The sequence below is a fragment of the Paracoccus methylarcula genome, from assembly GCF_003007735.2.
In the GTDB taxonomy this organism is placed as follows: domain Bacteria; phylum Pseudomonadota; class Alphaproteobacteria; order Rhodobacterales; family Rhodobacteraceae; genus Paracoccus; species Paracoccus methylarcula.
The window spans coordinates 23,291-48,190 of record NZ_PXNQ02000015.1; the positions used below are offsets into that span (position 1 = coordinate 23,291).

Sequence of the window (24,900 nt, forward strand, 5' to 3'; positions counted from 1 at the left end):
TCCTCACCTTTGCCTTCATGCTCGGATATCACAACTTGAAAAACGCGTTCGAGCGCTTGAGACAAGTTTCCTGAAGGGTCCGCCAATCGGGTAGAGCCGAGGACTATATTTAACGCAATCTGCAAATGCTGAATTCGTTGCTCAAGGTATGTGATTGCCTCTTGGAGAGGCATCTCCTGTGGGCCGGTCATCAGGCTACCTTTCGTTGATCTCAGATCAGGAAGGCATAGGCGGAGCGATTCTGCGAGTCATTCATGAGGATCATCATGACGGAAGTCGGCGATTACATTCGCGCAACCTGGGGCGCACATTGGCAATATGGCGTCGTGGACTGCACGATGTGGCCTGCCGACTGGTGCGTTCTGGCGTGGGGCTTTGATCCGGCGGCAGCATTTCGCGGCGCTTATGCCGATGCTGACGGTGCGCGCGACCTGATCGGTGGCGACATGCTGGTGCCACTCATCGATGGCGAGATCGGCGCATATCGGCGCGAGACAGCCCGCGAGGGAGACGTGGGCGTGATCCGTATCGCTGGCCTGCAGGTCGGCGCGATCCGCCACCTTGAGAAATGGGCTTTTCGAAAGCCATTCGGCGTCGGGATCGTCAAGCTCGACGCAATAGCCGTGTGGGGTGTCTGAATGCCAGCAGTAGGAGCATGGCTTGTCGGGACATGGACCGGAACCGGACTCGCAACGGCGGCACTCAAGATCGCCGCCTCGCTCGCTCTCAACCTCGCCGTCGCGAAACTGACACGGCCGGATCAGAAGGGGCCGAAGCCGCGCGACATCCAGACGGAGCTGCGGCAATCGAATGCGCCGCGCATCCGTCACCTCGGGCGCGTGCGGACCTCCGGCTCGGTCATGTTCTGGGATTGGGCGCAGTATTCCGGCAACAGGGTTCTGTTCAAGCTTATCGCCGTGGGGCAGGGCGGGTTCTCCGAGGTAGAGCAATGGTATCTGAACGATGTAAAGGTCGAGACCAATGTCGGAGGGCCGTGGGTTCAAACTGAACCGTGGCAGGGGCGTGTTGCCCTTCGCAGTCGTCAGGGCCTGCTGTCGCAGCCCGATGGAGGCGATTACCAGATACTTCGGGACGCTTTCCCCGGCCAATGGACGTTGAACCACAAGCTGACGGATGTCGGGACGTATTTCGGCACCTTCGAGGCGGTGAAGGGCGAGAATATCGCCGAGGTTTATTCCGGCGGCGAGCCAATGGTCAGCGCGGTCATTCGCGGTGACCGGTGCCTCAATCCCTCGGGACCTGGTTTCTGGACCGACAATCCCGCGTATCAGCTGCGCGATGTCCTCACAAACCCGGTCTATGGTGCCCTCGCCGACGATGACATCGACAACGCATCATTCGAGCAGGCTGCTACTGACTGCGCCGAGGCAATCCCGCTCGCGGCCGGCGGAACGATTGCCCGATATTTCGCGGGCGGCAGCTATACGCTGTCCGAGCCGTTGAAGGATGTCGCGCAGCGGATATTGGATAGCTTTGCCGGGCGTCCCTACATTACCACCGAAGGCAAGATCGGGGTCCGATCTGGCAAGTGGCGTGCTCCGAACTACACGATCACCGAAGACAAGATCGTCGCGATCGATATCGGTCCGGGCAGCGGTGAGTTCGATCGCGTCACGACGCTTGTCCCGAAATATGTCGCTCCGGAGATCGATTACCAGGAAACCACGGCTAGCCCGTGGGATGATGCCGCGGCCATTTCTCTCTATGGCGAGAGTGTCGCGCAGGACATGGACCTGCCCTGGGTGCAGCATCACGGGCAGGCGCGGCGACTGGCGAAGATCCAGATGGCCAAGCTCAACCCTGCCTGGCGCGCGACGATTACCTTGCGGTTCTGGGGCTTGCTCCTGCTGGAGGAGGAGAACGTCTTCGTCGATCTCCCAAGTCTTGGCCTGAACAACGCCCCGGCATGGATCGACAGCTTCTCCTTCGACATGAACAACGCAGAGGGAGTTTGCACGGTCGAACTGATCGCGGCGAATCCGGCCAGTTTCGATTGGGATGCCGTGTCCGAAGAAGGGCAGGCTCCGAGCCAACCGCAGCCGATCGATCACAACGCGACATTGCTGCCGGGTCCGGTGATCAACAGCCTGCAGGTCATCACCGGCGATGGGGACCCTTATATTACGGTCAGGACCGATGCCGCTCCTTCGGCCCGATATCTCTGGGCCAGGTATTTCCGCGAGCCGGACGGGCCAAAATTCGACATGTTCTTCGGGAAGGACGCCAGCAGCAATGATGTGTGGCGAACGGCAGGATTGCAGGACCAGGGGCAGTATACCGTCGAACTGACCTGGACCAATGTGCGGCCCGGAACCGACCTGTTCGACAATACCGATTTCACGATTGCCAGCGCAACGACCGTCAGCAGCGGGATCGAGGTCTTCGAGAACACGACCCCACCCGATCCCCCGGTCGTCATATCGGAAAGCGGGACTGCCGGTGGCGCGTTCGAGGTCACTTTCGAGCCTGACCTGGGCGTGAACTATCGCAAGACCGAACTGTGGCGTGGCGCGGTCGGCAGTTCGTTCGCCAATGCGACATTCATCAAACAGTCTTTCGCCACGTCTCAGCAGGTCACGATGAACGACACGGTTCCCGGTGCCGGCGCAGATTACTGGATCATCTCCGTAAATCCGTCCGGGGTGAAATCATCGGAAGTCTTCGTCGGCAGCTACAGCTGAGCAAGCCAAAATCAAGCAGCAACAGCGGTCCTTCAGGGCCGCTTTTTTCATGAGGTCATCATGACATTCGAGAGCGATGCCAACACCGCCTATGTAGACGGACAGCCGGTCAGCAAGTCAAATGTCCGGGGTATCTGGCCAGCGGTCGATTCGATGAAATTGGCCTTGGAGACTGCGGACGCTACCGAGCGTTCCAACCGAATTGGCGGCGTCAATATGGCGGGCGCATTGCGGTTGACCAACTTGACCGGGACTGCAGATGCTTTCACGGCCGAGCTATCCCCCGGTTTGGAGGATCAATCGGTAGGGACGGGGCAGTTGATCCGATGGGTGGCGATCGGGACCAGCACGGTTGACGGTCCGGTCATCACGATAGGCGGCAACGCCCGCCAAATCCGGGACACCAATAATGGCCCTCTTCCTGCCGGGGGGCTCGTGGTGGGGCGATCCTATCTTGCGGAGGTCCACAGCAATGGTGCGGTCAGACTCCTTTCCTCGGTCGAACCTTATCTGGACGTGAAGAACCGGAACGCTCAATTGGCCGCTCTGGATTCGACCGTAAATGTGCTGAATGCTGCCGCCATTCGCGGGGCCATCCTTTTGCCGGGGATTGATTCCTGGTCGGCGCAATCGATCACGATGACCAGCGATCCGTCCCAAGCATTCATTCCGGTTGATCTGAGTTACAAAATCCAGATTCGCTGGCCAGTCACCAACACTGGACCTGATCCGACCGTCATTCTTGACGGGGTGACATATACGCTCAGGGGGCGTGATGGCCGAACTCTGGATGCGGGGGATTTGAAGGGCGGCTCAATTTACCTGGGGACCTTCTTCAACCTCGCGCCCGGCGGCATCATTCGCATCATGACGGCTCTTGGAGTAGCGGACATAAATGGCCTGGGGTCCGAGTCCGTCCAGCTCGCCGCCAACACCTCCGATCTCAACGCCATGAAACCGGCAGCCGCAGATGCCGAATATCTGGCTGAAAACTTTATCATACGGCAGCCGCGCAGCGAGGGGCAGACGGCCGACATGTCTGGAATGGTGCCGACTGGCACCACGTCCGGATCGAAGACGATGGTTCTGATCAACTCGACATCATACCGTTACCCGAACGGAGGGCTGATCGAACGCATCAATGTGTATCTGAACGGAGATACCCGGTTCAGCGTGTCGTCGTGGAAAGAGGACAGCCCCGGCGGAATTGTTCCGCTTACGCCTCACGAGGTCAGGTATTACGAAGGTGTCGCGGGATGGAATGATGTCGAGGTCAACATCCCGATTCCCAAGGGTGGTTCGGTTGGCTTCGGTGTCAGCATCCCCGGGAACGTTGGGGTAAACTCGTCACTGCCCGCCCTTAATCTTCGGGCCACCTCTGACACGGAAAACGAGCCGTTCACCTCGTCAAATTTCAGCTTCCGCTACATGGTGAACTTCACGGTGTCTGAACCGGTTGGTTTGAGCATCCCGAGCGGTGACCTGGTGTCACCCACCCTGATCGACAAGCGGTTCACCGATGCCGATGGCTGGACACTTGCCGGTGCGACCATCGCGTCTGGCGCGCTGGAGTCCGGGGCAAACTCGGCAGACTGGGCAGCGCGGACGAGCCCCATCAGTTATCCGTATTCCCAATTATCCAAGCGGACCGCCAGCGTCTTTGGCGAGATTGTCAGTGCCGGTCAGGTCTGGGGGCTTGGCTTCATGCGGCAGGATGACGGCTTCGATCTGCTGACCCCGGCTGCGTCGTGGACGGCACAGACAGCATGCTGAAAGTTTACCGATACGACAGTTTGTCCGGATCGGCCCCAGTCACTGTTGTGTCGCAGATTGCAATCCCCTGGACCGTGGCAGGATCGAATGTCAGGCTGGACATCAAGCGGGTTCGCTTCGTCACGACCATCACCCTGACGAACATGGTGACGGGCGAGCAGGTATCCCTGACGCTCGACTACGCGGCCGGAACGGGAGGTGATTGCCGGGCGTGGGGTATTCCCTGCATTCTGTTCCCGTCCACCGCGTCGGGAGGGGTGCGGGTCAGCCGTCTTCGCATGGTGGCCGATCACCCGATCCCGACCGGGAAAGCGGCGCGGGTCGTCTGTATCGGCGACAGCATCACCGAGGCATCACAGATTGGGCCTGATCACAATTCGGGATGGGCTTACCTGCTGGAAGACGAAAGGGATGCAGATGGGCTCCCGGATGTTCTGATCGCGGCACGTGGCGGGCAACTGTCGAATGGTGCAGCTGCGTCCATCGCGGAAACAGTGCAGCTCTGCGATGCGAAATCGGTCGCCGTGATCCTGATCGGAACCAACGATGCAGTTCATGGCACCGGGTCGCATTCTGCCTGGCGGACGAATGTTGCGACCATTCTTTCAGCGCTGAGAACCCGAACGGATCGCATCGCCTTGTGCTGCCTGCCGCCGTTGACCACAGGCACTGTTGCCACGCGGGACGCCATCAATGCGGACATTCTCGGTGGATACTTCCCGGATCTTCTGCCGCCTGTCCGCTTCGACCTGGCATTGTCCCTGAACAATGACGGGGAGACATGGAATCCCGCTTATCAGGAAGACAGCGTTCACCCGAATGTCGCAGGGAACGCTGTGATGCTGGACCGGCTCAGGATAGATTGCCCGGAAGCGTTTGAGTAGCGTCATCGAGGTGAGCATGCAGGTCACCTAATCCCCGATCCCCCGCTTTCGAGCGGGCTTTTTCATGCCCGAATGCAAGGAGGCGGTATGCCGAGAATCGACGCCACAATCTCAATCGGCAACATCCTGTCGCTGATTGGCACGATCCTTACCGCGATCGGCATGGCTGCAGCGCTGTTTGTCTGGGGCGGAAGGCTCAGCGAGCGAGCCGACAACTTCGATCGCGAACTGCTGCGCCTCCAATCAACCACGCAGGCACATGAGACCCGGATACGGGGCGTCGAGCAGATGTCGGCTCGACAGGATGAACGGTTGGTCCTGATCCTTGATGCGCTGCGCAAGATAGAGGCGCGGCTGGATGGGCGGGGCAGATGACCCAGCGACCAACGGTCGCGGTTCGCCTAGGGCCGGTCAGCCTGTCGGTTTCACCGGTCGATCATGCAGGCGGGCGATCTCGCGCTCGATCGTATCCAGCGCCTCGGGATCTCCCTCACGCGCTGCCCTGATGGCGGCATAGATCGCCTCCCAAGCGGGATGATCGTCCGCGATCAGGTGCCCCTCCATATGGGCCACGGCCAGCGCATGGGCATAGATCACCCGGTAATTTGGCCGCCGGATCGCCTCGTCACGCATGTTCCGCAGCCGTTTGTAGAGTTTGATCCCAGTCATCTTGCCTAAATAGAGTGGTCTTTAATCGGAGTTGCGATGAGGGTGCGAATGGCGCAGCCAACATTACCGAGGGAACTGATCTCAGAAACGAGCCAGCCGAAAAGTCCGGAGCGACTGAGCGCCCCGGACGATGCTGTCATCACGATTTATCGCGGAAGAGATCGTCAATATGGCGTTCGGCATCTTCTTTTGCCCAGCCATATTTCTCCTGGAGCTTCCCGGACAATTTTTCGCGATTGCCATCGATCTGGTCGATTTCGTCATCCGTCAAATCGCCCCACTTCTCCTTCACGGTTCCCTTAAACTGCTGCCACTTCCCTTGAATGATATCCCAATTCATCTGGCACTGCTCCTTTCAGCAAGTGTGTGAACGAACATTGGGCGCGCCCGAAAGAACTGCAATTGCGAGACGACAACGCCCCTAGAGCCGCGGGGTTCCCGGACAGGTGATCACAAGTCATCAAGAGGCCCGCATGTCGGATGTAACCACTGCCCGAACATCTGCCGCCGATCGGAAAGGCGGGCAAGCTGCTGGAAGCCCCCGGCCCCCGCCTTCCACGACTGGCACGAGGCAGAAGGCGAATTCAGTTTAACCCAGACTCAGTGGAGCCATCAAACCCGCCTCGCGCGGGTTTTCTCATTCCGCGCAAAGCGGCATCGCCTGCCCGAGCGTCACCGGGCGCAGTCAGAAGAAGGACACTGACATGCAGGGTCCTGCATGTTCGCAGTGGCGGCCGCGACGGCAGAACTCCGAAAATAGTGGGGCCGACAGGCGCACCGTTACCTGGCGGCCCCGGCTTTTCCATGCTGGCACACATGGAAAAGCCGGGTCAACCGTAGCGGCATCCATCGGCTTTTTCACCCCATAGGGCTGATACTTCTAGGAGAACATCATGATCCAGTTCCTGACCACGCTTCTGGCGTGGCTGAAATCGCTTGTCTCGACCAAGGGCAGAGCGGCTGCCACAACCGGCACGGCTGCGATCCTCGCCGCGGCTGCTGCCTTCGTCGGCCCTTGGGAGGGTGAGCGCACCGAGGCCTATCTCGACCGCATTGCCAGTCCACCGGTCTGGACGGTCTGTTATGGCGAGACCCGAGGCGTGAAACCGGGCGATCGATACAGCTCGGCTGAGTGCAGCGCCATGCTGATGGATGCCTTGGGTGAATATCGAGATCGCCTGGTCAGTTGCATCCCAGCATTGCAGCAGCAGCCCGAGGGCGTCCAGGTGGCGCTGGTGTCCTGGTCCTACAATGTCGGTATCGGTGCCGCTTGCGGATCCACGCTGGCGAGGCGCGCCAATGCCGATCGATGGCGGGACGCCTGCAACGAGTTGCCGCGCTGGAACAAGGCAGGGGGCAGGGTTGTGCAGGGCCTCGTCAACCGCCGAGCTGCTGAGCAGCGGCTCTGTCTTTCTGCCATCGGAGGGTAAGTCATGAGCATCATCGACAGCCTGCAGAATATCCTGCAGCCGATCATCGTGGAATATGCGGTCTGGTTGATCTTGGGCGCGCTCGCCTGGTTCTTCCGCCGCTTACCCGAGCGGTGGCGGATCGACATCGAGGCCAGGCACCGCGAGGCGCTGCATTGGGCTCTGCATAGCGGCGCAGAACTGCTGATCGATACGTTGCAGAAACATCCGGCTGTTGCCATACCAGACCGGGCGATCGGCGAGATCGTGGATTATGTGCGCATGTCGGTGCCCGGCGCGATCCGTAAGCTGGGGCCGACTCAGGCGCAGCTGGAGCAGATGGCGCGGGCAAAGCTGCGGGAACGGCTGGACGCGATCACCGGGCGAGATCAGTTGTCTGAGGCCTTGGCTAATGCACTATAGGTTGTTCAGGTCGGACCCGTGTAGTGTGTGAACATCAGAGGACAGCGCCCGTTCCAGCCGGGAGCATGCGACCTCCGGCGGGGTCAATACTCCAACAATGGTCTTTCAGAAGACCCGCTGGTTGGGGATCGACCTGCGTCGTCTATGCCATGGCATAAGCTGTGTGAATATGCAGCTGGCCGTTGATCCTGAAGATTTCTACCTTGATCCTGGGCAATGTGCCACTCGACTGGACCCCGGATTGCCCGATGCGCAGCTCCGGGAGCACATTACCGATCCCCTGCATCTCCGTGACGATCGCGGTCCCGTACGTCTGACCATTATTCGGCTTGGCGTCAAGTTGTCGCAGCTTTTGCTGTCCTTTCGGCGAGTTGAGAGCGAAGGCCACGACCATTGCCTGATCCATCGGGGTGACGGGGCGGGAGGGTTCGGTCCCGGTCCTCGGTGAAACGAGCCGTTTGCCAAAAATCCTGATTTCCTTCTGGAACGCAGAATCATTCGGCTTGTTTCGATCGGTGACATCAACCCGAAGGTGGCCGTGGGTCGCCATCGCGTGGCCCCCGGTGCCGGGCCCCATGTTTTCGGAGGCATTGAGCAGGTTGCGAGTCTCTATTATCGAGTACTGACGCGCCAGCATCTTCTATCTCTCCCCGTCCGACTTTGAAATTGCCGCTAGGATAGCCCGCCTCGGTGCAGCAACAATTCTCATCGTCTCACGCCGCACGGTAAACTGCAATGTTTGCGTGCATTCGCCTCTGTCCTTCGCGTTTGGGGTTGAGTTCGTGAGGGTCGCCCCTTGCGGCTGACGGCGGGAACGGCTGGATGCGATTATCGTTCGGGATCGGTTGTCTGTGGAGTTGTATTACGTGGGGGCGTGGTGAGGGCGAGGCGCGTGCTGCCGTATTGGCGGCGGCGGGTGAGGCGGAAATTAACTGTTTAGGAACAACCCACGAATCTTGGTTTTGAGATCATCAGGTGGCATTTCCCCGTTCTTTCGAGCTTTTACGGCACGTCTGATGGCGTCATAGAATGCTTCTTTGGCCACATCTGATGTCATTTCGCCTCGGCGGATCGCGGAAATTGACGCGATAGCAATTGCCGCCTTGAGATCTTCCTCTGAACAATCAGGGCCGTATAGTATTTCGATCAGGCGGTTGTACGTCTGTTCCCACATCAGGCACCCTCCACCGAAGCGTTGACCCCAAGGTAGAGCAAATGCGGTATCCGGGACAATCATGGATCGATGTACGGTTTCACGCCATCGACGATGATTTTGGATGTTGCTGGAGGGTGGGTTGCCAATGCCGTTCCGTCGCGCGAATAGAAGCGCATGAAAGCGACCCATAACGACAAAACCTTCACCCTGATTGGTAAGTATTGGTCTGGGACCTATCCGCTCGAACAGCTTGGGCTGAGCGTGGGGCGATTGCCCTACGTGGGGCGGCTGGCAAGCGCTTGGCCTACGCAAGACCTGATCAGGAAAGGCAAAAGGGCGGGGATGATGCCCGCCCCAAACATAGAGATGGTTCGATCAGTCTTCCAACGCCAACTTCTGCGCCTCAAGAACGCGGATCATCTTCTCGATTTCTTTCGGACCAATCTCGCCCTCACCTTTGAAATTGATGGTCACAATCTTGTCGGCGCGACCTTTGCCCGGAACCATTCGGAGAACCCTCGCTCTTGATGAGGCGCATCGGCATGCGGCATCTGAGGCGGAATCGCAGGGGCCTTTTGGGGTGCGGCCTGTTCTACGGTAACTTGGCTCATTGGTATCCCTGTGTCGCTGTCCTCGACCGCAAGCCAATCCCCATCTTCTGAGACCCAGCGAACACGGCGAGGCGTTTTGAACTGTAGCGCGCCTTGGCTTTCCCACTGGATTAGGTCACCCACCGACGCACCACCGAACCGCGTTTTTTCGTCCGGTGAGTCGGATTCTAAATCATCGTTGTCGTCAGAGACATGACTTTCGCTTTCGCCCAATGACTGAATGAACTGCATCGTTGTAACGAACGCTTTGGCCGCAGGGCTAACTGCCGATGGATTGAAGCCTTCCCGATTCAGATACGTGAGAACCCCATCCATCGGAGGCACTTGGATGTCCTCAAACCGATCCTTGATTTCGCGGAACAGCTTGGGCTCCAGCGCGGCTTCGCGCAACTCTCGCGCTCTGTCGGCGCTCGAATCTGGGTGAAGTATTGATCGTGCGCGCGACGTTACGCGCATCATTCCCTTCCCTGCCCGCTCAACAAGGCCGAAGGAAGCCAAAGCGGCAAGCGCCTTATTTGCGGGACCAGATAGGCCAGAATACCCAAGCAGTTTCGCCGCATCTTCCCGATCAACTGGAGAACCGCGATACTGTGCCTCAATCTTGCCAGCGGCTTCGATGGCGTCCTCCAGCGACATACTGGGGTAGGAGGGGCTTCGGATGGGTTTGGTGTTCATGACGACTCTCCGCGATTTCTGGCCAGACAGTTACCACAATTACTCAACAATAGCAATCATGGTTACTCTGACTGTTGCGTTTCTCTGAGAAGTGTGTATCTTCACGATTGGGATCCGCCTGACGTGATCCCCAAGATGATGTGAGGCAATACGATGCAGAGACCGGATCAGCCCCTACGGGAGACCACCCAGGCACTGACCTGACCGTAGGGGAGAACAAGAAAACCGGCCCCGAAGGACCGGCTTTCGTGGTGGCTTCATAGGGGTGCGGCCCCGTCAGAAAACCATCTGTGACAGGATCAATCTGACATTTGCCGCGCCCCATTTCAAGTGAAACCCTCTCACAGGAGATGGGGCATGAAGGTTGGTGTCTTTGTGAACGCTTATGAGCGCGTTCGCTTTGGCCGGGTCGAGCATGTCTGCGCCCATTGGCGCAGCCGCTGATCTGACCGAGCGCTAGAATGGGCGCAACTGTGCTAGGCGTTAGCGGTTCGGTTGCGGGAACCTATATGAAACCTGACTTGGGCGGCCTTCGGGTCGCCCCTTTTTATGCCAAGCAAACGGCACTATCATCGGTGTGTGGAAAAAGAAAAATCTCAGATCGAACGCTTCAAGGAAGCCGCTCGAGAACTCGGGGCGGACGACGATGAAGAACGGTTCAACGAGCGGCTGAAGAAGCTGGCAACGCAGAAGCCAGCTGAGAAGTCAGACGACGAATGATCCACGCGAGAGGATCAGGCGGTCGCGTATTGACCCAAACCGTTATATGATCCGCGCCCAGTCGCCCGCATTTCGTGCATCGCGCCCGCGGCAGGAAGTAGTCCCGATGCTTCCACTCTGCCAGCTCGACCACCGCCTTATGGCCGCATTTATAATATAGGTTGATGGGGTGTTCGGTCACCGGCGTTCGGGGATGGACATCGGTTCGCAAGGTGAAGGATGGCGAAACCACGGATGATCTCTACGCCTTCCTGACGTGCCAGCCGAACGACGAGGTCAAGGCAATTCACCCGAGGGCGATGCCGGTGATCCTGACCGAGCAAGGAGAATGGGAGGCGTGGATGAACGGTGCGCCGGCCGTCGAACTGCAGCGGCCACTGCCTGACGGATTGCTGGAGCTGATCGAGGAGCCCAACTGATTTCGCTTGGATGACCGCTATGCGGGACTTCCGGTCACATTCACTACCGGTGCAGATCGAATTGAGTTGAGCGGCCGCAATGCGCAGGTAGTGATCTTTGCAAAGTTCGGGTGACAACGTCGGGCCAGTCACCCATGTCGGCCAATTATTGCCGTTGACCAGCAGGAAACGATGCTGCGGCGCGGCCCGTCGAAGCCGCCATTCGCCGCGCGCGCTAGTTGACGGGTCCCTAAGGGACAGTCGATAGATTGGGCGAATGGAAATTGTAGCGATCCTGGAATAGCCATCGTTATGAGGTACCTGAAATGAGCTTAAGCGGTCCTAAAGCCAGCCGGTGATCTTGTGCTCAACCGGACGACTTCATCTAATTCATCCTGGCATCTCTTCATCGCTGTAGCATTCGTTTTGATCTGCAGGTCTTCCATTTTTTGCTTTAGCATTCTGTGTGCGATTTGCAGATCAAAATAGTCCTTTCGCTCAATTTTGCTTAGATGTTGCTCGGCGTCGGCCCATCGACCCTGAACTACTGCGTGCCGAGCCTGTAATTGCTCAGCATCATAACGCCTATTCACAGAATTGGCAGTTTCCACGACCAGGGGCAGCATCGACGCGTCGCCGTTTTCGAGAAGTACTGCACATTTCAAGAGCTGTAGTGTAAAGCGGTTCACTCTCGGGCAAGCCTCCGCCTCGCTCAAGTGCGCAAGTGAGTCATCGTAATTCCCTTCTTGAAGTGCCCTACCAGCGTTGTAAATGTGCACCTCGCCATACTCATCATTGCGACCTTGTATTTTTCTTTCCAAAGCATCGGCTTCTGCATGGCTTCGAAGCCCTCGATAGGCACGAATTTTTTGGATCATTAACCCTGTTTCGCGCTCAATCTGATGATCGGAAAGCTTGCCTAAAACATCCAGTGCGCCGGAGAAATCTTGAGACCTTATAAGCGCGCGAGCTAACAGTCGTATATTTCTGAGCTTAAAGTGTTTTGTTTCAAGTGATCTTCGTAAATTGCGCACTGCAGACTCGTCGTCTTTAAGAACATGAAAGGCATAGCTTCCTTGAAGGTAATAAACGGATGGGAGCGCTGCATCTTGCATCTTTTTGATGATTTGCTCAGGAAAAACACCGGCGCGGATTGCGCTATCGCCACCAGTGAACAGTATTTGCTCCACGGCGTCATCAGACGTCTCCATTTCTAATGCGAGCTTTGAAAGACTGTACGCGCTAAGGTAAATATCCCGCGATCCCTTCTGAACCTCCCTTGCGCGGAAGAAACGGTCCGTCACCATGGTCAAAAGCGACGAGCTAGTAACCAAACCGTTCAGCTCGGCTGGCACCTCACCGGTAGGGGTGGCACTGGCAATGAGGAGCGCGTCGATAAGTTGTGAATCCAGCTTGTTGGCAGTCATATCATCTTCGATAAGAAGTTTGACATCGTTCAAAAGTGCATGTGTATCCGCACTGAGTTCTTTCCTGGCGCGATTGGCGACAACGCTAGGACTGCTATAGTACTCAGAACCAGTAGCTGAGATAAGCGACGCTTCCTGAAGCTCCCACAAGTCAAGTGCAAGCTGTTTACGCTGCATCTCGAGCACTCTAGCAAGGATGCTGAACGACAAACGTGGAAAAACCGATAACAAGGCAATAATCCGCCGTTGATCTTCACTAAGCAACTCTTCAGAAAGAATTTCGCCTAAGATGCGCTGCTGGAAAGCATAAATTGGCTCAGGGTTTTCGTTTAGCGTATCCAAGTTCTTTCCGGAATTGATAAACTTGGCAGCATAATGCGTTGTTGCCGGATGTCCATGAATGTGACGCGACAACACTTCCGCTCTTGCGGATTCGAAATAACGATTGTCGATCAACTCTCCCAATAGATACTGGATATCCAGCGCGCTAAGCTCCTCAATCTGAAATTGGGCCAGATTGGTGGTCTCGATGGAAGCTTCTTCCGGAAGTCGGCGTTCAGAAATATATATAATTCTTAATGAAGGTACGTCTCTCGATAACTTGAAGAACTCATTGAGCCAAGGTTTGAGGTTTCGGTATCTATCGCGTAGTCCGAGTTTTGTATTTGCAAAAATGGGTTGATTGATATCTGCCCAGTGCCTTGCGACGTCGAGGACCATTTGGGCTTGATTTGAATAATCCATGGCCTCGAAGGTCGCGATTTGTTCTTCCAACTCCTTCTTCGTGAAAACGCCAGATATATCTTGCTTCATAGCTAGATAAAAGTCCACGGCTTCCGCCATGTCAGGAAGATTGAAAATTGGCCCGCCGGATCGCATTTGGCTAAAGGACTTCTTTGCGTACTCTTGCGCAAAGGTCTTTCTACCCATTCCCGCAAGTCCGGAAATGACAATGTGTTGGATGGGGCTTCCGGTCTGTTGAACACTCTTCAACGTCTCGATGTGCGCTTTCCTCAAGAGCTCTTCGCGGCCCACAACAATTTCGCTGTGGCCGCTAAGCTCATCAATCAGTTGCGTTTGAAGCAGCTGAATTTGCCGTACTATATCCGAGACCGAGTAGTTTTCGGTGCAGGTCATGAAGCCTTTCATCCACTCGGGCAAACTTCGGTAAGTCTCTCCAAGTAACGGCACCACGAGCACTTTGCCGCCCTTTGATGCATGGTTTACCTCAGCAAGTCGTTTTTCATGCTCAACCCAAGTGGCCTGCGTGTTGGGTGAGTGGAAAAGCACAAATATATTCTTTCCGGACGTTCCCTCTTGCATTGCTTCGATGAAGCTTTGCCCGGGTTGAACCGATTTGATATCGTAAAACGTGCTGGAGACATCAAGTCGTTCATAGACCTTTTCAACAAAGCCTTTGTCTGCAGCCGCGTGAGAGAGAAAAATAGTACCACTACTATCGTGATTCATCGTTCTTTGTACTCAAGGGGTTTCTGCAATTTGAACCATGGCGGGACTAAAACATGCTGCCCCAAGCTGGGCCCGAACACAACCCGAACCTCTTCCTTCTGGCCAATTGCGACGCTCGGTGATGTCAGATTCAGAAAATGATAGGTTCCTGGAAGATATGTACTGCAGCAGGCATAACTAAGAGTTTCCGCGACGAAGGTCCGGTTTACCGGCCTGCTCGATTTCTCGCTGCCTTACGGCGAATTCACACCTTCCGCCCGACCTGCGTGTGCTGACACAGTTGTCTGGTTGCCGGACATGGGTTCACTTCGGGCTGCGACAGGTCTTCTGCGTGTGCGAAAAAGTGGCCCAGAGCAGCGGCAGCTCAAGGTCCGAACCGGTCATTGTCGCCACAATTGACCATCCTACGATGCACGTCGATACCTAATTGGACTTCCACCGAGTAGGCATTTCAAGATTCGTGATTCGGACACCTTTTGTCCCGCCACGTGTTTCACCAAACCGTCTTGTTTACGTTCAATTTCCATAGAATCCTCAATCATCTCTATGGCGGCATGGACGAGCCCGAGTTGAAGATCATCGATGTCTTCATCTGCAAGCTGCGCAAGAAACTGTTCGAGGCGCTTGGCTATGACAGCCCGATCGAAACGGTCTGGGGGCGTGGCTACGTGATGCGTGACCCGGCCCCCGCGCAAGACAAGAAGATGGCCGTCGGGGGCTGACCTTCCGGACCGCCACGAACGGCGCTGCCCGTGTCACCGGGCGGCGTTGTCGTCTCTGCTCTTGCCAGCCGCGAATATTGCTGCTTCCACTCTGGGCGACGGCCCCCGCCGCGTCGTATAAGAGGCGGGCATCGCCTCGACCGGGCGATGTGGGAAGATGGCAAGACGGAACGGATCGGAATGGCGGAACGGCAGTTGGACAATGAGGCGCCGGGCGGGGCCGGGGCGGATCTGAGCGATCTGACGGCGCAGCAGGCCGCCGACGAGATCGCCGATCTCTCGGCGCGTATCGTACAGGCGAACGAGGATTATCATGGCAAGGACAAGCCGCGAATTTCCGATGCCGATTACGATGCGCTGAAACGGCGACTGTCGGCGCTGGAGGAAGCCTTTCCCGATCTGCGCGCCGCCGACAGCCCTACGGCCAAGGTGGGCGCCGCCCCGTCCGAGGGTTTCGGCAAGGTCACCCATGCGCAGCGGATGATGTCGCTTGGCAATGCCTTTGACGACGAGGATGTGCAGGATTTCGTGACCCGCATCCGCAGCTTCCTGAACCTGCCCGGGGATGCGCCGCTGGATTTCACCGCCGAGCCCAAGATCGACGGGCTGTCGCTGTCGCTGCGCTACGAGGATGGCGAACTGGTGCAGGCGGCGACGCGCGGCGACGGCACGGTTGGCGAGAACGTCACCGCCAATGCCCGCACCATCTCCGACATCCCCCACAGGTTGAAGGCCGACGCGCCCGGCATCGTCGAGATCCGGGGCGAGGTCTATATGGCGCATGACGATTTCGCCCGGCTCAATGCCGGGGATACCGGCCGCGTCTTTGCCAATCCGCGCAATGCCGCCGCGGGTTCGCTGCGCCAGCTTGATTCCAGGATCACCGCCAGCCGCCCGCTGAAATTCTTTGCCTATAGCTGGGGCGAACTGACCGCACCGCTTGCCGAAACCCAGATGGGGGCGGTGGAACGGCTGGCCGAGCTTGGTTTCAGCACCAATCCGTTGACCCGGCTATGCCGCGACGCGGCCGGGATGATCGCCACCTGGGCCGAGATCGAGCAGCAGCGCGCCACGCTTGGCTATGACATCGACGGGGTGGTCTACAAGGTCAATGACCTGGGCTACCAGGCCCGGCTCGGGTTCCGCTCGACCACGCCGCGTTGGGCGATCGCGCATAAATTCCCCGCCGAGACCGCCTGGACCCGTCTTGACCGGATCGAGATCCAGGTCGGGCGCACCGGCGCCCTGTCCCCGGTCGCACGGCTGGAGCCGGTGACGGTTGGCGGGGTCGTGGTCTCGAACGCCACGCTGCACAATGAGGATTACATTGCCGGTCTCGACAGTGCCGGCAACCCGATCCGCGAGGGGCGCGATATCCGTGCGGGCGATTGGGTCAAGGTTTACCGCGCCGGCGACGTGATCCCCAAGATCGCCGATGTGGACCTGTCGCGGCGCGTCAGCGATACGCCCTACCAGTTCCCGACACATTGCCCCGAATGCGGCTCGGAGGCGGTCCGCGAACCGGGTGATTCCGTGCGCCGCTGTTCGGGCGGCTTGATATGCCCGGCACAGGCCATCGAGAAACTCAAGCATTTCGTCAGCCGCTCTGCCTTCGACATCGAGGGGCTGGGGGCGAAGCAGGTCGAGATGTTCTTTGCCGATGATGACCTGCCGATCCGCGAGCCCGCCGATATCTTCACCCTGGCCGAACGCGACGCCGCGAACCTGCCCAAGCTGAGGAACCGCGACGGCTTTGGCGAACGCTCCGTCGAGAAACTCTTTGCCGCGATCGAGGAAAAGCGCCGTATCCCCTTGGCACGCTTTCTTTTTGCCCTGGGCATCCGGCATCTGGGTGAAGTCGCGGGAACGACCCTGGCCCGGCATTTCGGCACATGGGAGGCGATGATCGCCGCCATCGACGGTGCGGTGGCGGAACCTGCCTTCGCCGCCGGGGACGACAAGGCCCGCCGCGCCATGCTGGAAGACAGCCCCAACTGGGCCGAACTGACCGGCATCGACGGGATCGGCGCGGTTCTGGTGCAATCGCTGGTCACCACCTTCACGCAGCCGCGTGAGCGTGAAAGCATCGACCGCCTGACCTCGATGCTGACCATCCTGCCCGCCGAGACCCCCGCATCCGCGCAAACCGCGATCAGCGGCAAGACGCTGGTTTTCACCGGCACGCTGGAGCGCATGACCCGGGCCGAGGCCAAGGCGCGGGCCGAGGCGATGGGGGCCAAGGTCGCGGGCTCGGTCAGCGCCAAGACCGATCTGCTGATCGCCGGGTCGGGGGCGGGCTCCAAGGCCAGGAAGGCCGCCGATCTGGGGGTCGAGACCATCGACGAGGATGAATGGATGCGGATCGCCGGGCAATGAGCGCGCCGAAGGGCAGACCCCCGGCGCTGTTCCCGCTTTTCGCGGCGATCGACACGCTGCCGGGGATCGGCCCCAAGGGCCGGGATGCGCTGGCGCAGATGGGGATCGAGCGGCCGCGCGACCTGGTCATGACGCTGCCGGCCAATGGCATTACCCGCCGCCATATCGACCGCATCTCCGAGGCCCGGCCGCCCGAAATCGTCACCATCGAGATCAGCGTGACCCGCCATTTCCCGCCCAAGTCTCGCGGCCGTCCATGGCGTGTCCATTGTGCCGATGCGCATGGCGGCGACTTGACGCTGGTATTCTTTCATCCGCGCCGGGACTGGATCGAAAGCCAGCTTCCCGAGGGTGCGCGCAGGATCGTCAGCGGCAAGCTGGAGCTGTTCGACGGCCTCGCCCAGATGGTCCATCCCGACCATATGTTGCGCGAGGGTGAGGCATTGCCCGCCGCGTTCGAGCCGGTCTACCCGCTTTCGCAGGGCCTGACCCAACGGATGATGGCCAAGGCCGTGACTGCCGCGATGGAGCGCCTGCCCGAGGTCGAGGAATGGATCGATCCGCAGCTTTTGAAGGAGCGCGGCTGGCCCGGATTCGCGGGTGCCTTGCAACAGGCCCATGCGCCCGGGTCTCCACGTGACCTGTCGCCCGACAGCCCGGCGCGGGCGCGGCTGGCCTATGACGAGTTTCTTGCCCACCAGATGACGCTGGCGCTGGTGCGTCGCGAGAAGCGGCGCCTGAAGGGCAGGCCGACGCAGGGCGATGGCCGCTTGCGCCAGGCGGTGCTGGCCAGCCTGCCATGGCCGCCGACCGGGGCCCAGACCCGTGCCGTCGAAGAGATCGCGTCCGACATGGCCAGCGACCGGCGCATGAACCGGCTGCTGCAGGGCGATGTCGGCTCGGGCAAGACGCTGGTGGCGATGCTGTCGGCGCTGGTCGCGGTCGAGGCCGGGGGGCAGGCGGTGCTCATGGCACCGACCGAGATCCTCGCCCGCCAGCATGCCCGCGCGCTGGAGCCGCTGGCGCGGGTGGCGGGTATACGGCTGGCCGCGCTGACCGGCCGCGACAAGGGCGAGCTGCGGGCGCAATTGCTGGAGGATCTCGCGCAGGGCCGCATCGATATCCTGGTCGGCACCCATGCGGTGTTCCAGAAGGATGTGCATTTCCACGATCTGCGCCTTGCCATCATCGACGAACAGCACCGTTTCGGCGTCGCGCAGCGGCTGGAGCTGTCTGCCAAGGGCGATGTGCCCCCCGACATGCTGATCATGACCGCGACGCCGATCCCGCGCTCGCTGGCGCTGACCCAATATGGCGATCTCGACCTGTCGGTGCTGGACGAGAAACCGCCGGGGCGGCAGCCGATCACGACCGTGATGATCTCGGACCAGCGGCTGGACGAGGTGACCGCGCGCCTGCATGCGGTGCTTGAACAGGGCGCGCGGGCCTATTGGGTCTGTCCGCTGGTCGATGAAAGCGAACTCAGCGACCTGACCGCCGCCGAGGCGCGGTTCCAGTCGCTGCGGGCGCAGTTCGGCGAGGATGTGCGGCTGATCCATGGCCAGATGCCCGCCGATCAGCGCGACTCAGCTATGGCGGATTTCGCCTCGGGCCGGGCGCGGATCCTTGTCGCCACGACGGTGATCGAGGTCGGCGTGGACGTGCCCGAGGCACGATCATGGTGATCGAGCGGGCCGAAAGCTTTGGCCTCGCCCAGCTTCACCAGCTTCGCGGACGGGTCGGGCGAGGGCAGGGGGCCTCGACCTGCCTGCTGATGTATCACCCGCCCCTGGGCGAGACCGGCGCCCGCCGCCTGACCACCCTGCGCGACACCGAGGACGGGTTCCGCATCGCCGAGGTCGACCTGGAGATGCGCGGTGCGGGCGACGTGATCGGCACCGCGCAATCGGGCCTGCCGCGCTTCCATATCGGCGACCTGGAGCATCAGCCGGCGCTGATGGCCGTGGCCCGGCAGGATGCCCGCGCGTTGCTGGAACGCGACCCGGCACTGGAGTCACCGCGCGGCAGGGCGGTGCGTTTCCTGATGTGGCTGATGCAGCAGGACCAGGCGATCCGGCTGATATCGGTGGGGTGAGGCCGGCTTCATCGCGTCCCGCGATGACCGGGGCTGCCTGCCCCCGGGACCCCCGGGGATATTTGCATGAAGAAGAAAGAGGGAGGCGGGGCGATCCCGTCGCGGTCCGTGGTTGCGTCCATCGTCGCGATCTGGTCTTGTGAAGCCGTGACGGGGGCGCCCATCCGGGCTGAGATGCACCCTTTGAACCTGAACCAGATCATGCTGGCGGAGGAAGTCGCGTTGCCGTCATGGCCTTCCCATGCCGTCCGCGTGCCGCGCCGGGGGAGGCGAGATGATTCCGAATATCCTGTCGATCGCGGGCTCCGATCCTTCGGGCGGGGCGGGAATACAGGCCGATCTCAAGGCGATTTCGGCCAATGGCGGCTATGGCATGGCCGCGATCACCGCCCTGACCGCGCAAAACACCCGGGGCGTGAGCGCCGTTCACATGGTGCCGCCGGATTTCGTGGCGGCCCAGATCGGGGCGGTGTTCGACGATATCCGCGTCGATGCCGTCAAGATCGGCATGCTGGGGGATGCTGCGGTGATCGCCGCCGTGGCGCGGGCGCTGGAGGGGCGGGATTGTCCCGTCGTGCTTGACCCGGTGATGGTTGCCAAGGGTGGCGACCGGTTGCTGGCGGTCGAGGCCGTCGAGGCATTGCGCGGCCTGCTGATTCCGCGCGCCACGGTCATCACCCCGAACCTGCCCGAGGCCGCCGACCTGCTGGGATGCGCAGAGGCGCGGGACCGCGCGGGGATGGAGGCGCAGGCACGGGCGCTGCTGGAACTGGGGCCGCAGGCGGTGCTGTTGAAGGGCGGGCATCTCGCCGGGGCGGAATCGCCCGATCTGCTGGTGGATGCGAATCGGGCCCTGTGGCTGGAAGGCCGGCGCCACGCGACCCGCAACGGTCATGGCACCGGGTGCAGCCTGTCGTCGGCCCTGGCTGCGCGATTGCCTCTGTCGGAGCGGTTGGAGGATGCCGTGATGGAGGCAAAATCATATGTTTACAAGGCGTTGATTGCTTCCGACCGGTTGCTTGTGGGGCAGGGGCACGGCCCGTTGGATCACTTCTGGGCGCTTCGCTGATTCAGGATGTTCTCATAAAGTTCTTTACAGATATGTGCGAATATGAGAACAAAGCAGCAACACGAAGGAGTTGCCATCATGAACCGCGAATTCGTTTCCGATCTGCTCGGCGTCACCGCCCTGTCCGTGACCACCATCGTCATTCTCTGGCTGCCTGCGATCCTGCAAGCCTGATCTTCTGCCCCGCGTTGCATCATCGGCGCCGCGCCTGTGCGCCGTCACTGTCTCCCTGCACGCGCAACTTGACCGGCCCCTTTTGTGGGCCGGTTTTTTCTTTGCGGTAACCCATGATCCCGGGGGATGCGGAAAGGCGAATTGGGCGGGTGATGCGCGTTACCGGCGTAAGGGATAGACCCGCCCCGGACATATGCTGTGCAGGACGGAGTCCGGCATTCGCCAAACCCGGTATCCCGTTGCGCAATGCGTTCTGAAGGGGCCCAAAGGGGAAGGATCAGCCCTTGGCCCGAGCCTCGTCCATGGCTGCCAAGGTCGCCTCCCATGCCAGCAGGATCGAGGCATGGCGGTTCGGATACTCCCGCGCCGGAAGCAGCGCCTCCAGTTCCGCAAAGGGCGCGCCCGGCGCCTCGCCTCCCTGTTTCAGCATGGATTTCAACTGGTCGCGGGTCGTCTCGATCTGCTCGCGCGTCTGGCCGATCACCGCCGAGCCCAGCACCGAGGCCGAGGCCTGCCCAAGGGCGCAAGCACGGACCTGCTGGGCGAATTCGGCGATCTGCCCGTCTTTCACCACCACGTCCACCGTCACCGAAGAGCCGCAATGCGGAGAGCGGCGCATGGCGCTGCCTTCGGGGTCGGGCAGCCGCCCCTGATGCGGGATCGAGGTGGTCAACGCCAGAATCCGGCGCGAGTAGAGTTGCATCAGGTCGCTGTCGCTCATCGGTTCTTTCCCGCGCGTCCATTCGTCCTAGATAGGTGTCCCGATTGCGAAAGGAAACCCGATGTTCGACCCGGCCAGCCTTAAATACGATGCGAATGGCCTGATCCCGGTCATCGCGCAGGACGCCTCCAGCAGCGAGGTGCTGATGATGGCCTGGATGAATGCCGAGGCCGTTACCCGGACATTGCAGACAGGGCGCGTCACCTATTGGTCGCGCTCGCGCAAGTCCTTCTGGATCAAGGGGGAAAGCTCGGGTCATGTGCAGGAACTGGTCGAGCTGCGCGTCGATTGCGACCGCGACTGCCTGCTGGCGCTGGTCCGGCAGACCGGCCCCGCCTGTCACACCAACCGGCGCAGCTGCTTCTATACGGCGATCCGCGAAGGGGAAGAGATCGAGATCATGCGGCCGATGGTCTAGAACCCGATCATGCGGCGAAGATCCCCGGGGCTGGCGCCTTCGTCGCGGTAATGGCGGATGGCGCGGGCGTCGTCGCGCTTGGCGAGCCGCTTGCCCGCATCGTCCCGGATCAGGCGATGGTGGTGATAAAGGGGCGTCGGAAGCTTCAGTAATTTCTGAAGAAGAACATGTATCCACGTGGAATCGAACAAATCTTTCCCGCGCGTGACAATATCTATGCCCTGCGCCGCATCATCCACCACAACCGCCAGATGATAGGATGTGCCCATGCCGCGCCGGGACAGGATCACATCGCCGATCCCGTCCAGGAACTCGTCGCGGGCAAGGCTGTGGTCATGTCCGGGCATGATCACCTCGTCGCGAAAACTCAACCGATCCAGGCCGAGCGCGTCAAGGGCGCGGGCGCTATCTAGCCTGATGACATCATCGGGCCCGGCTTCGGACAGGCTGCGCCCCCGGCAGGTGCCGGGATAGATCAACCCGTCGGGGCCAGCGGGCAGGGCGCCTTCCTGCGGGGCTGAAAGGGCTGCGCGGATATCGCCCCGGCGGCAGCGGCAGGGATAGGAGAACGGCGCCAGCCGCGCCAAGGCGTCGCGATAGGCCTGCATCCGTTCGGATTGCCGCAGGGCCGGGCGCTGCCATTGCAGGCCCAGCCATGCCAGGTCCTCGTAGATCGCCGTCTCGAATTCGGGTTTGCAGCGGTCGCGGTCGATATCCTCGATCCGCAGCAGGAACTGCCCGGCTGAGGCTTCGCGGGCGGCGACAAGCGCGGCATAGGCATGGCCCAGATGCAACAGCCCGGTCGGCGAGGGGGCGAAGCGCGAGCGCCTTATTGCGTGGCCAGCCATGCCCGGAAATCATCCTTGGCGCGCTGTGTATAGGCCGGGTAGCGGTCCTTCCGGCCCTTGCGCCCGCCCCGCATCTCTTCCAGCGGCGGAAACAGCCCGAAATTCACGTTCATGGGCTGGAAGGTCTTGGCCTCCGCCCCGCCGGTGATGTGATTGACCAGCGCGCCCATCGCCGTGGTGAAGGGCGGCGGTCCAAGGTCATCCCCACGCGCCTGCGCCGCGGCCATGCGCCCCGCCAGCAGCCCCATCGCGGCGCTTTCGACATAGCCCTCGACGCCTGTCACCTGCCCGGCGAAACGCAGGTTGGGGTGCTTGCGCATCCGCATCCGGTCGTCCAGCAGGGTGGGCGAGTTCAGGAAGCTGTTGCGATGGATGCCACCAAGCCGGGCAAAGCTGGCATTTTGCAGGCCCGGGATCATCCGGAACACCTCGGTCTGTGCCCCGTATTTCATCTTGGTCTGGAAGCCAACGATATTGTAAAGCGTTCCCAATGCGTTGTCCCGGCGAAGTTGAACCACCGCATGGGCTTTTTCATCGGGCTTGTGGGCATTGGTCAGCCCCACCGGCTTCATCGGCCCATGGCGCAGGGTTTCGCGGCCACGCTCTGCCATCACCTCGATGGGCAGGCAGCCGTCGAAATAACCGGCGGTTTCGCCTTCGCGGAACTCGGTCTTGTCGGCGGCCAAGAGCGCGTCGATGAAGGTCTCGTATTCGTCCCGGTTCATCGGGCAGTTGATATAGGCGCGGCGCTCGGCCTCGGTCTCGCCCTTGTCGTAGCGGCTCTGCTCCCATGCCACGCTCATGTCGATCGTCTCGGCATGGACGATCGGGGCGATGGCGTCGAAGAAGGCCAGCGCCTCGGTGCCGGTCAGGCTGCGGATCGACCCCGCCAGCCGGTCCGATGTCAGCGGCCCGGTGGCGACGATCCAGTTGCCCTCGGCGGGCAGGTCGCCGATCTCGCCCTCGCGGATCTCGATCAGCGGCTCGGCCCGCAGCGCCTCTGTCACCGCTTGCGAGAAGGCGTCCCGGTCCACGGCCAGCGCGCCGCCCGCGGGCAGGCGATGCCTGTCGGCCATGGCCATGATCAGCCCGTCCGCCGCCCGCATCTCCCAGTGCAGCTGGCCCACGGCGTTCATCACGTCGTCATCCGAGCGGAAGGAGTTCGAGCAGACCATCTCGGCGCAATCGCCGGTCTTGTGGGCGAAGGTGCCGGTGGCCGGGCGCATCTCGTGCAGGATCACCGGCACGCCACTGCGGGCCGCCTGCCATGCGGCCTCGGATCCGGCGAGTCCGGCGCCGATGATGTTGACGGGCTCCATGCGGTCCTCTTTGCGATAGGTTCGACAGGCCGCTTGGCTAGCAGCGGCGGAGTGAAAAGGAAAGGGCGGCGCCAACTCTGGCACCGCCCTCGATCCATGCCCGCGATGGGCAGGGGATTATTCCTCTGCGGCCTCTTCGGTCGCAGCTTCCTCGGCCTCGGCGCTTTCGCCGCTGTCCTCGTCATCGCTGGAACGCAGCGCAGAGGGTGCCGCGATATTGGCGATGGCGAAATTGCGGTCGATGGTCGGCTTGGCGCCGGCGGGCAGCTTGACGTCCTCGATATGGACGCCGTCACCGATCTCCAGCCCCGACAGATCGACGGTGATATGGTCGGGAATGTCACCCGCCGTCACGATCAGTTCGACTTCCGAGCGTACGGTCACGATCGTTCCGCCCTTGCGCAGGCCGGGGCAGTCGTCATGGCCGGTGAATTCGACCGGGATGAACAGCTTCACCTTCGAGGTGCGGCGCAGGCGCATGAAATCGACATGGATCGGCAGATCCTTGACGACATCCTTCTGAACGCCACGGCAGATGACGCGAACGTCTTCCTGCCCGTCGACCTTCAGGTTCCACAGCGTGGAGGTGAAGCGACCGGCGCGCAGCTTGGTCAGCAGGTCGTTGAAATTGAAGGCGACAGGAATGGGGTCCTTGTGGTCGCCATATACGATGCCGGGCACCTTGCCTTCGCGGCGAGCTTGGCGGGCGGCCCCCTTGCCTGTCCCCGCGCGTGCCTCGGCCACCAGATCCGGGATCTTCTTGGCCATGATATCTATCCTAAACAGTTGTTGACGCCGCCATCCTCCAAGGGTGCATGACGGCAAGGTGGGGCCTATAGCG

Annotated in this window: 22 protein-coding genes, 2 pseudogenes and 1 riboswitch; of the genes and pseudogenes, 14 read left to right on the forward strand and 10 right to left on the reverse strand. The window is 60.6% G+C overall.

Going from position 1 to position 24,900, the window contains the following annotated elements:
• The first annotated feature begins 266 nt into the window (after positions 1–266).
• The 5 genes from A7A09_RS19315 (at position 267) to A7A09_RS19335 (ending at position 5,734) form a co-directional block, all read left to right on the forward strand.
• On the forward strand, positions 267–638 hold the full coding sequence (locus tag A7A09_RS19315) for a DUF6950 family protein (RefSeq protein ID WP_148043727.1): 372 nt from the start codon (positions 267–269) through the stop codon (positions 636–638).
• Entirely contained in the window at positions 639–2,702 is a 2,064-nt protein-coding gene (locus tag A7A09_RS19320; RefSeq protein WP_106692920.1) for a phage tail protein, read from the forward strand.
• A gap of 60 nt (positions 2,703–2,762) precedes the next feature.
• Positions 2,763–4,475, forward strand: coding sequence for a hypothetical protein (locus A7A09_RS19325; RefSeq protein WP_106692921.1), 1,713 nt, complete (start codon positions 2,763–2,765; stop codon positions 4,473–4,475).
• Positions 4,451–5,359: an SGNH/GDSL hydrolase family protein gene (locus tag A7A09_RS19330; protein WP_106692922.1), complete on the forward strand. Its 909-nt coding sequence runs from the start codon at positions 4,451–4,453 to the stop codon at positions 5,357–5,359. Before A7A09_RS19325 ends, A7A09_RS19330 begins: the two co-directional genes overlap by 25 nt.
• Before the next feature lie 87 nt (positions 5,360–5,446).
• Complete coding sequence (locus A7A09_RS19335) at positions 5,447–5,734, forward strand: hypothetical protein (RefSeq protein WP_106692923.1); 288 nt, start codon at positions 5,447–5,449, stop codon at positions 5,732–5,734.
• Between the two features lie 36 nt (positions 5,735–5,770).
• Here the strand turns inward: A7A09_RS19335 and A7A09_RS19340 are convergent, their stop codons facing one another.
• Positions 5,771–6,028, reverse strand: a complete 258-nt coding sequence (locus A7A09_RS19340; protein ID WP_106692924.1) for a hypothetical protein — start codon at positions 6,026–6,028, stop codon at positions 5,771–5,773.
• 139 nt (positions 6,029–6,167) lie between these two features.
• On the reverse strand, positions 6,168–6,368 hold the full coding sequence (locus A7A09_RS19345; protein WP_106692925.1) for a CsbD family protein: 201 nt from the start codon (positions 6,366–6,368) through the stop codon (positions 6,168–6,170).
• 553 nt (positions 6,369–6,921) lie between these two features.
• On the opposite strand from A7A09_RS19345, the gene A7A09_RS19350 reads away from it, so the two are divergent.
• Positions 6,922–7,458, forward strand: coding sequence for a lysozyme (locus A7A09_RS19350; protein WP_106692926.1), 537 nt, complete (start codon positions 6,922–6,924; stop codon positions 7,456–7,458).
• Positions 7,459–7,461: 3 nt separating this feature from the next.
• Positions 7,462–7,860, forward strand: coding sequence for a hypothetical protein (locus A7A09_RS19355; protein ID WP_106692927.1), 399 nt, complete (start codon positions 7,462–7,464; stop codon positions 7,858–7,860).
• A gap of 142 nt (positions 7,861–8,002) precedes the next feature.
• Here A7A09_RS19355 and A7A09_RS19360 read toward each other — a convergent pair whose 3' ends face one another.
• From A7A09_RS19360 to A7A09_RS20650, 3 genes are all read right to left on the reverse strand, one after another.
• Entirely contained in the window at positions 8,003–8,497 is a 495-nt protein-coding gene (locus tag A7A09_RS19360) for a hypothetical protein (protein ID WP_106692928.1), read from the reverse strand.
• Between the two features lie 291 nt (positions 8,498–8,788).
• Positions 8,789–9,034, reverse strand: coding sequence for a hypothetical protein (locus A7A09_RS19365; protein ID WP_148043728.1), 246 nt, complete (start codon positions 9,032–9,034; stop codon positions 8,789–8,791).
• 452 nt (positions 9,035–9,486) lie between these two features.
• Entirely contained in the window at positions 9,487–10,302 is an 816-nt protein-coding gene (locus tag A7A09_RS20650) for a hypothetical protein (RefSeq protein WP_148043729.1), read from the reverse strand.
• Positions 10,303–10,881: 579 nt separating this feature from the next.
• Between A7A09_RS20650 and A7A09_RS20940 the strand changes: the two genes are divergently transcribed.
• Together A7A09_RS20940 and A7A09_RS19375 are read left to right on the forward strand one after the other, a co-directional pair.
• Positions 10,882–11,022, forward strand: a complete 141-nt coding sequence (locus A7A09_RS20940; RefSeq protein ID WP_170167165.1) for a hypothetical protein — start codon at positions 10,882–10,884, stop codon at positions 11,020–11,022.
• A 212-nt stretch (positions 11,023–11,234) separates the two neighbouring features.
• The gene (locus tag A7A09_RS19375; protein WP_211341191.1) at positions 11,235–11,441 is read left to right on the forward strand and encodes an SOS response-associated peptidase family protein; all 207 of its coding nucleotides are present in this window, start codon (positions 11,235–11,237) and stop codon (positions 11,439–11,441) included.
• Positions 11,442–11,752: 311 nt separating this feature from the next.
• On the opposite strand, the gene A7A09_RS19380 is transcribed toward A7A09_RS19375, so the two are convergent.
• Complete coding sequence (locus A7A09_RS19380) at positions 11,753–14,317, reverse strand: toll/interleukin-1 receptor domain-containing protein (protein ID WP_106692931.1); 2,565 nt, start codon at positions 14,315–14,317, stop codon at positions 11,753–11,755.
• Between the two features lie 512 nt (positions 14,318–14,829).
• Here A7A09_RS19380 and A7A09_RS19385 point away from each other — a divergent pair.
• From A7A09_RS19385 to thiD, 4 genes and pseudogenes are all read left to right on the forward strand, one after another.
• A pseudogene (locus A7A09_RS19385) lies at positions 14,830–15,039 on the forward strand (helix-turn-helix domain-containing protein); the annotation flags it as partial.
• Positions 15,040–15,219: 180 nt separating this feature from the next.
• Positions 15,220–17,415, forward strand: a complete 2,196-nt coding sequence (ligA, locus tag A7A09_RS19390) for an NAD-dependent DNA ligase LigA (RefSeq protein WP_106692969.1) — start codon at positions 15,220–15,222, stop codon at positions 17,413–17,415.
• Positions 17,391–19,510: pseudogene (gene recG / locus A7A09_RS19395) on the forward strand (ATP-dependent DNA helicase RecG). Before ligA ends, recG begins: the two are co-directional and overlap by 25 nt.
• 142 nt (positions 19,511–19,652) lie before the next feature.
• Positions 19,653–19,743, forward strand: a riboswitch (TPP riboswitch).
• A gap of 41 nt (positions 19,744–19,784) precedes the next feature.
• The gene (gene thiD / locus A7A09_RS19400) at positions 19,785–20,579 is read left to right on the forward strand and encodes a bifunctional hydroxymethylpyrimidine kinase/phosphomethylpyrimidine kinase (protein WP_106692932.1); all 795 of its coding nucleotides are present in this window, start codon (positions 19,785–19,787) and stop codon (positions 20,577–20,579) included.
• A 451-nt stretch (positions 20,580–21,030) separates the two neighbouring features.
• Here the strand turns inward: thiD and A7A09_RS19405 are convergent, their stop codons facing one another.
• Complete coding sequence (locus tag A7A09_RS19405) at positions 21,031–21,474, reverse strand: iron-sulfur cluster assembly scaffold protein (RefSeq protein WP_106692933.1); 444 nt, start codon at positions 21,472–21,474, stop codon at positions 21,031–21,033.
• 61 nt (positions 21,475–21,535) lie between these two features.
• Here A7A09_RS19405 and hisI point away from each other — a divergent pair, with 61 nt between their 5' ends.
• A complete protein-coding gene (hisI, locus tag A7A09_RS19410; protein ID WP_106692934.1) occupies positions 21,536–21,892 on the forward strand; it encodes a phosphoribosyl-AMP cyclohydrolase in 357 nt (118 codons plus the stop codon).
• Here hisI and gluQRS read toward each other — a convergent pair.
• From gluQRS to A7A09_RS19425, 3 genes are all read right to left on the reverse strand, one after another.
• Positions 21,889–22,740, reverse strand: coding sequence for a tRNA glutamyl-Q(34) synthetase GluQRS (gene gluQRS / locus A7A09_RS19415; protein ID WP_106692935.1), 852 nt, complete (start codon positions 22,738–22,740; stop codon positions 21,889–21,891). The genes hisI and gluQRS overlap by 4 nt on opposite strands.
• Positions 22,722–24,059: a methylenetetrahydrofolate--tRNA-(uracil(54)-C(5))-methyltransferase (FADH(2)-oxidizing) TrmFO gene (gene trmFO / locus A7A09_RS19420; protein ID WP_106692936.1), complete on the reverse strand. Its 1,338-nt coding sequence runs from the start codon at positions 24,057–24,059 to the stop codon at positions 22,722–22,724. Before trmFO ends, gluQRS begins: the two co-directional genes overlap by 19 nt.
• A gap of 117 nt (positions 24,060–24,176) precedes the next feature.
• Complete coding sequence (locus A7A09_RS19425; RefSeq protein WP_106692937.1) at positions 24,177–24,827, reverse strand: 50S ribosomal protein L25/general stress protein Ctc; 651 nt, start codon at positions 24,825–24,827, stop codon at positions 24,177–24,179.
• Positions 24,828–24,900 lie beyond the last annotated feature (73 nt).

What these genes read in the sequence shown, in the direction of transcription:
- hisI (WP_106692934.1), top strand. Translation starts at nt 21,536, where the DNA reads ATGTTCGACCCGGCCAGCCTTAAATACGATGCGAATGGCCTGATCCCG.
- A7A09_RS19325 (WP_106692921.1), top strand. Translation starts at nt 2,763, where the DNA reads ATGACATTCGAGAGCGATGCCAACACCGCCTATGTAGACGGACAGCCG.
- A7A09_RS19360 (WP_106692928.1), bottom strand. Translation starts at nt 8,497, where the DNA reads ATGCTGGCGCGTCAGTACTCGATAATAGAGACTCGCAACCTGCTCAAT.
- A7A09_RS19405 (WP_106692933.1), bottom strand. Translation starts at nt 21,474, where the DNA reads ATGAGCGACAGCGACCTGATGCAACTCTACTCGCGCCGGATTCTGGCG.
- A7A09_RS19350 (WP_106692926.1), top strand. Translation starts at nt 6,922, where the DNA reads ATGATCCAGTTCCTGACCACGCTTCTGGCGTGGCTGAAATCGCTTGTC.
- A7A09_RS19355 (WP_106692927.1), top strand. Translation starts at nt 7,462, where the DNA reads ATGAGCATCATCGACAGCCTGCAGAATATCCTGCAGCCGATCATCGTG.
- A7A09_RS19315 (WP_148043727.1), top strand. Translation starts at nt 267, where the DNA reads ATGACGGAAGTCGGCGATTACATTCGCGCAACCTGGGGCGCACATTGG.
- A7A09_RS19380 (WP_106692931.1), bottom strand. Translation starts at nt 14,317, where the DNA reads ATGAATCACGATAGTAGTGGTACTATTTTTCTCTCTCACGCGGCTGCA.
- gluQRS (WP_106692935.1), bottom strand. Translation starts at nt 22,740, where the DNA reads ATGGCTGGCCACGCAATAAGGCGCTCGCGCTTCGCCCCCTCGCCGACC.
- A7A09_RS19365 (WP_148043728.1), bottom strand. Translation starts at nt 9,034, where the DNA reads ATGTGGGAACAGACGTACAACCGCCTGATCGAAATACTATACGGCCCT.
- A7A09_RS20650 (WP_148043729.1), bottom strand. Translation starts at nt 10,302, where the DNA reads ATGAACACCAAACCCATCCGAAGCCCCTCCTACCCCAGTATGTCGCTG.
- trmFO (WP_106692936.1), bottom strand. Translation starts at nt 24,059, where the DNA reads ATGGAGCCCGTCAACATCATCGGCGCCGGACTCGCCGGATCCGAGGCC.
- thiD (WP_106692932.1), top strand. Translation starts at nt 19,785, where the DNA reads ATGATTCCGAATATCCTGTCGATCGCGGGCTCCGATCCTTCGGGCGGG.
- A7A09_RS19320 (WP_106692920.1), top strand. Translation starts at nt 639, where the DNA reads ATGCCAGCAGTAGGAGCATGGCTTGTCGGGACATGGACCGGAACCGGA.
- ligA (WP_106692969.1), top strand. Translation starts at nt 15,220, where the DNA reads ATGGCGGAACGGCAGTTGGACAATGAGGCGCCGGGCGGGGCCGGGGCG.
- A7A09_RS19335 (WP_106692923.1), top strand. Translation starts at nt 5,447, where the DNA reads ATGCCGAGAATCGACGCCACAATCTCAATCGGCAACATCCTGTCGCTG.
- A7A09_RS19425 (WP_106692937.1), bottom strand. Translation starts at nt 24,827, where the DNA reads ATGGCCAAGAAGATCCCGGATCTGGTGGCCGAGGCACGCGCGGGGACA.
- A7A09_RS19340 (WP_106692924.1), bottom strand. Translation starts at nt 6,028, where the DNA reads ATGACTGGGATCAAACTCTACAAACGGCTGCGGAACATGCGTGACGAG.
- A7A09_RS19345 (WP_106692925.1), bottom strand. Translation starts at nt 6,368, where the DNA reads ATGAATTGGGATATCATTCAAGGGAAGTGGCAGCAGTTTAAGGGAACC.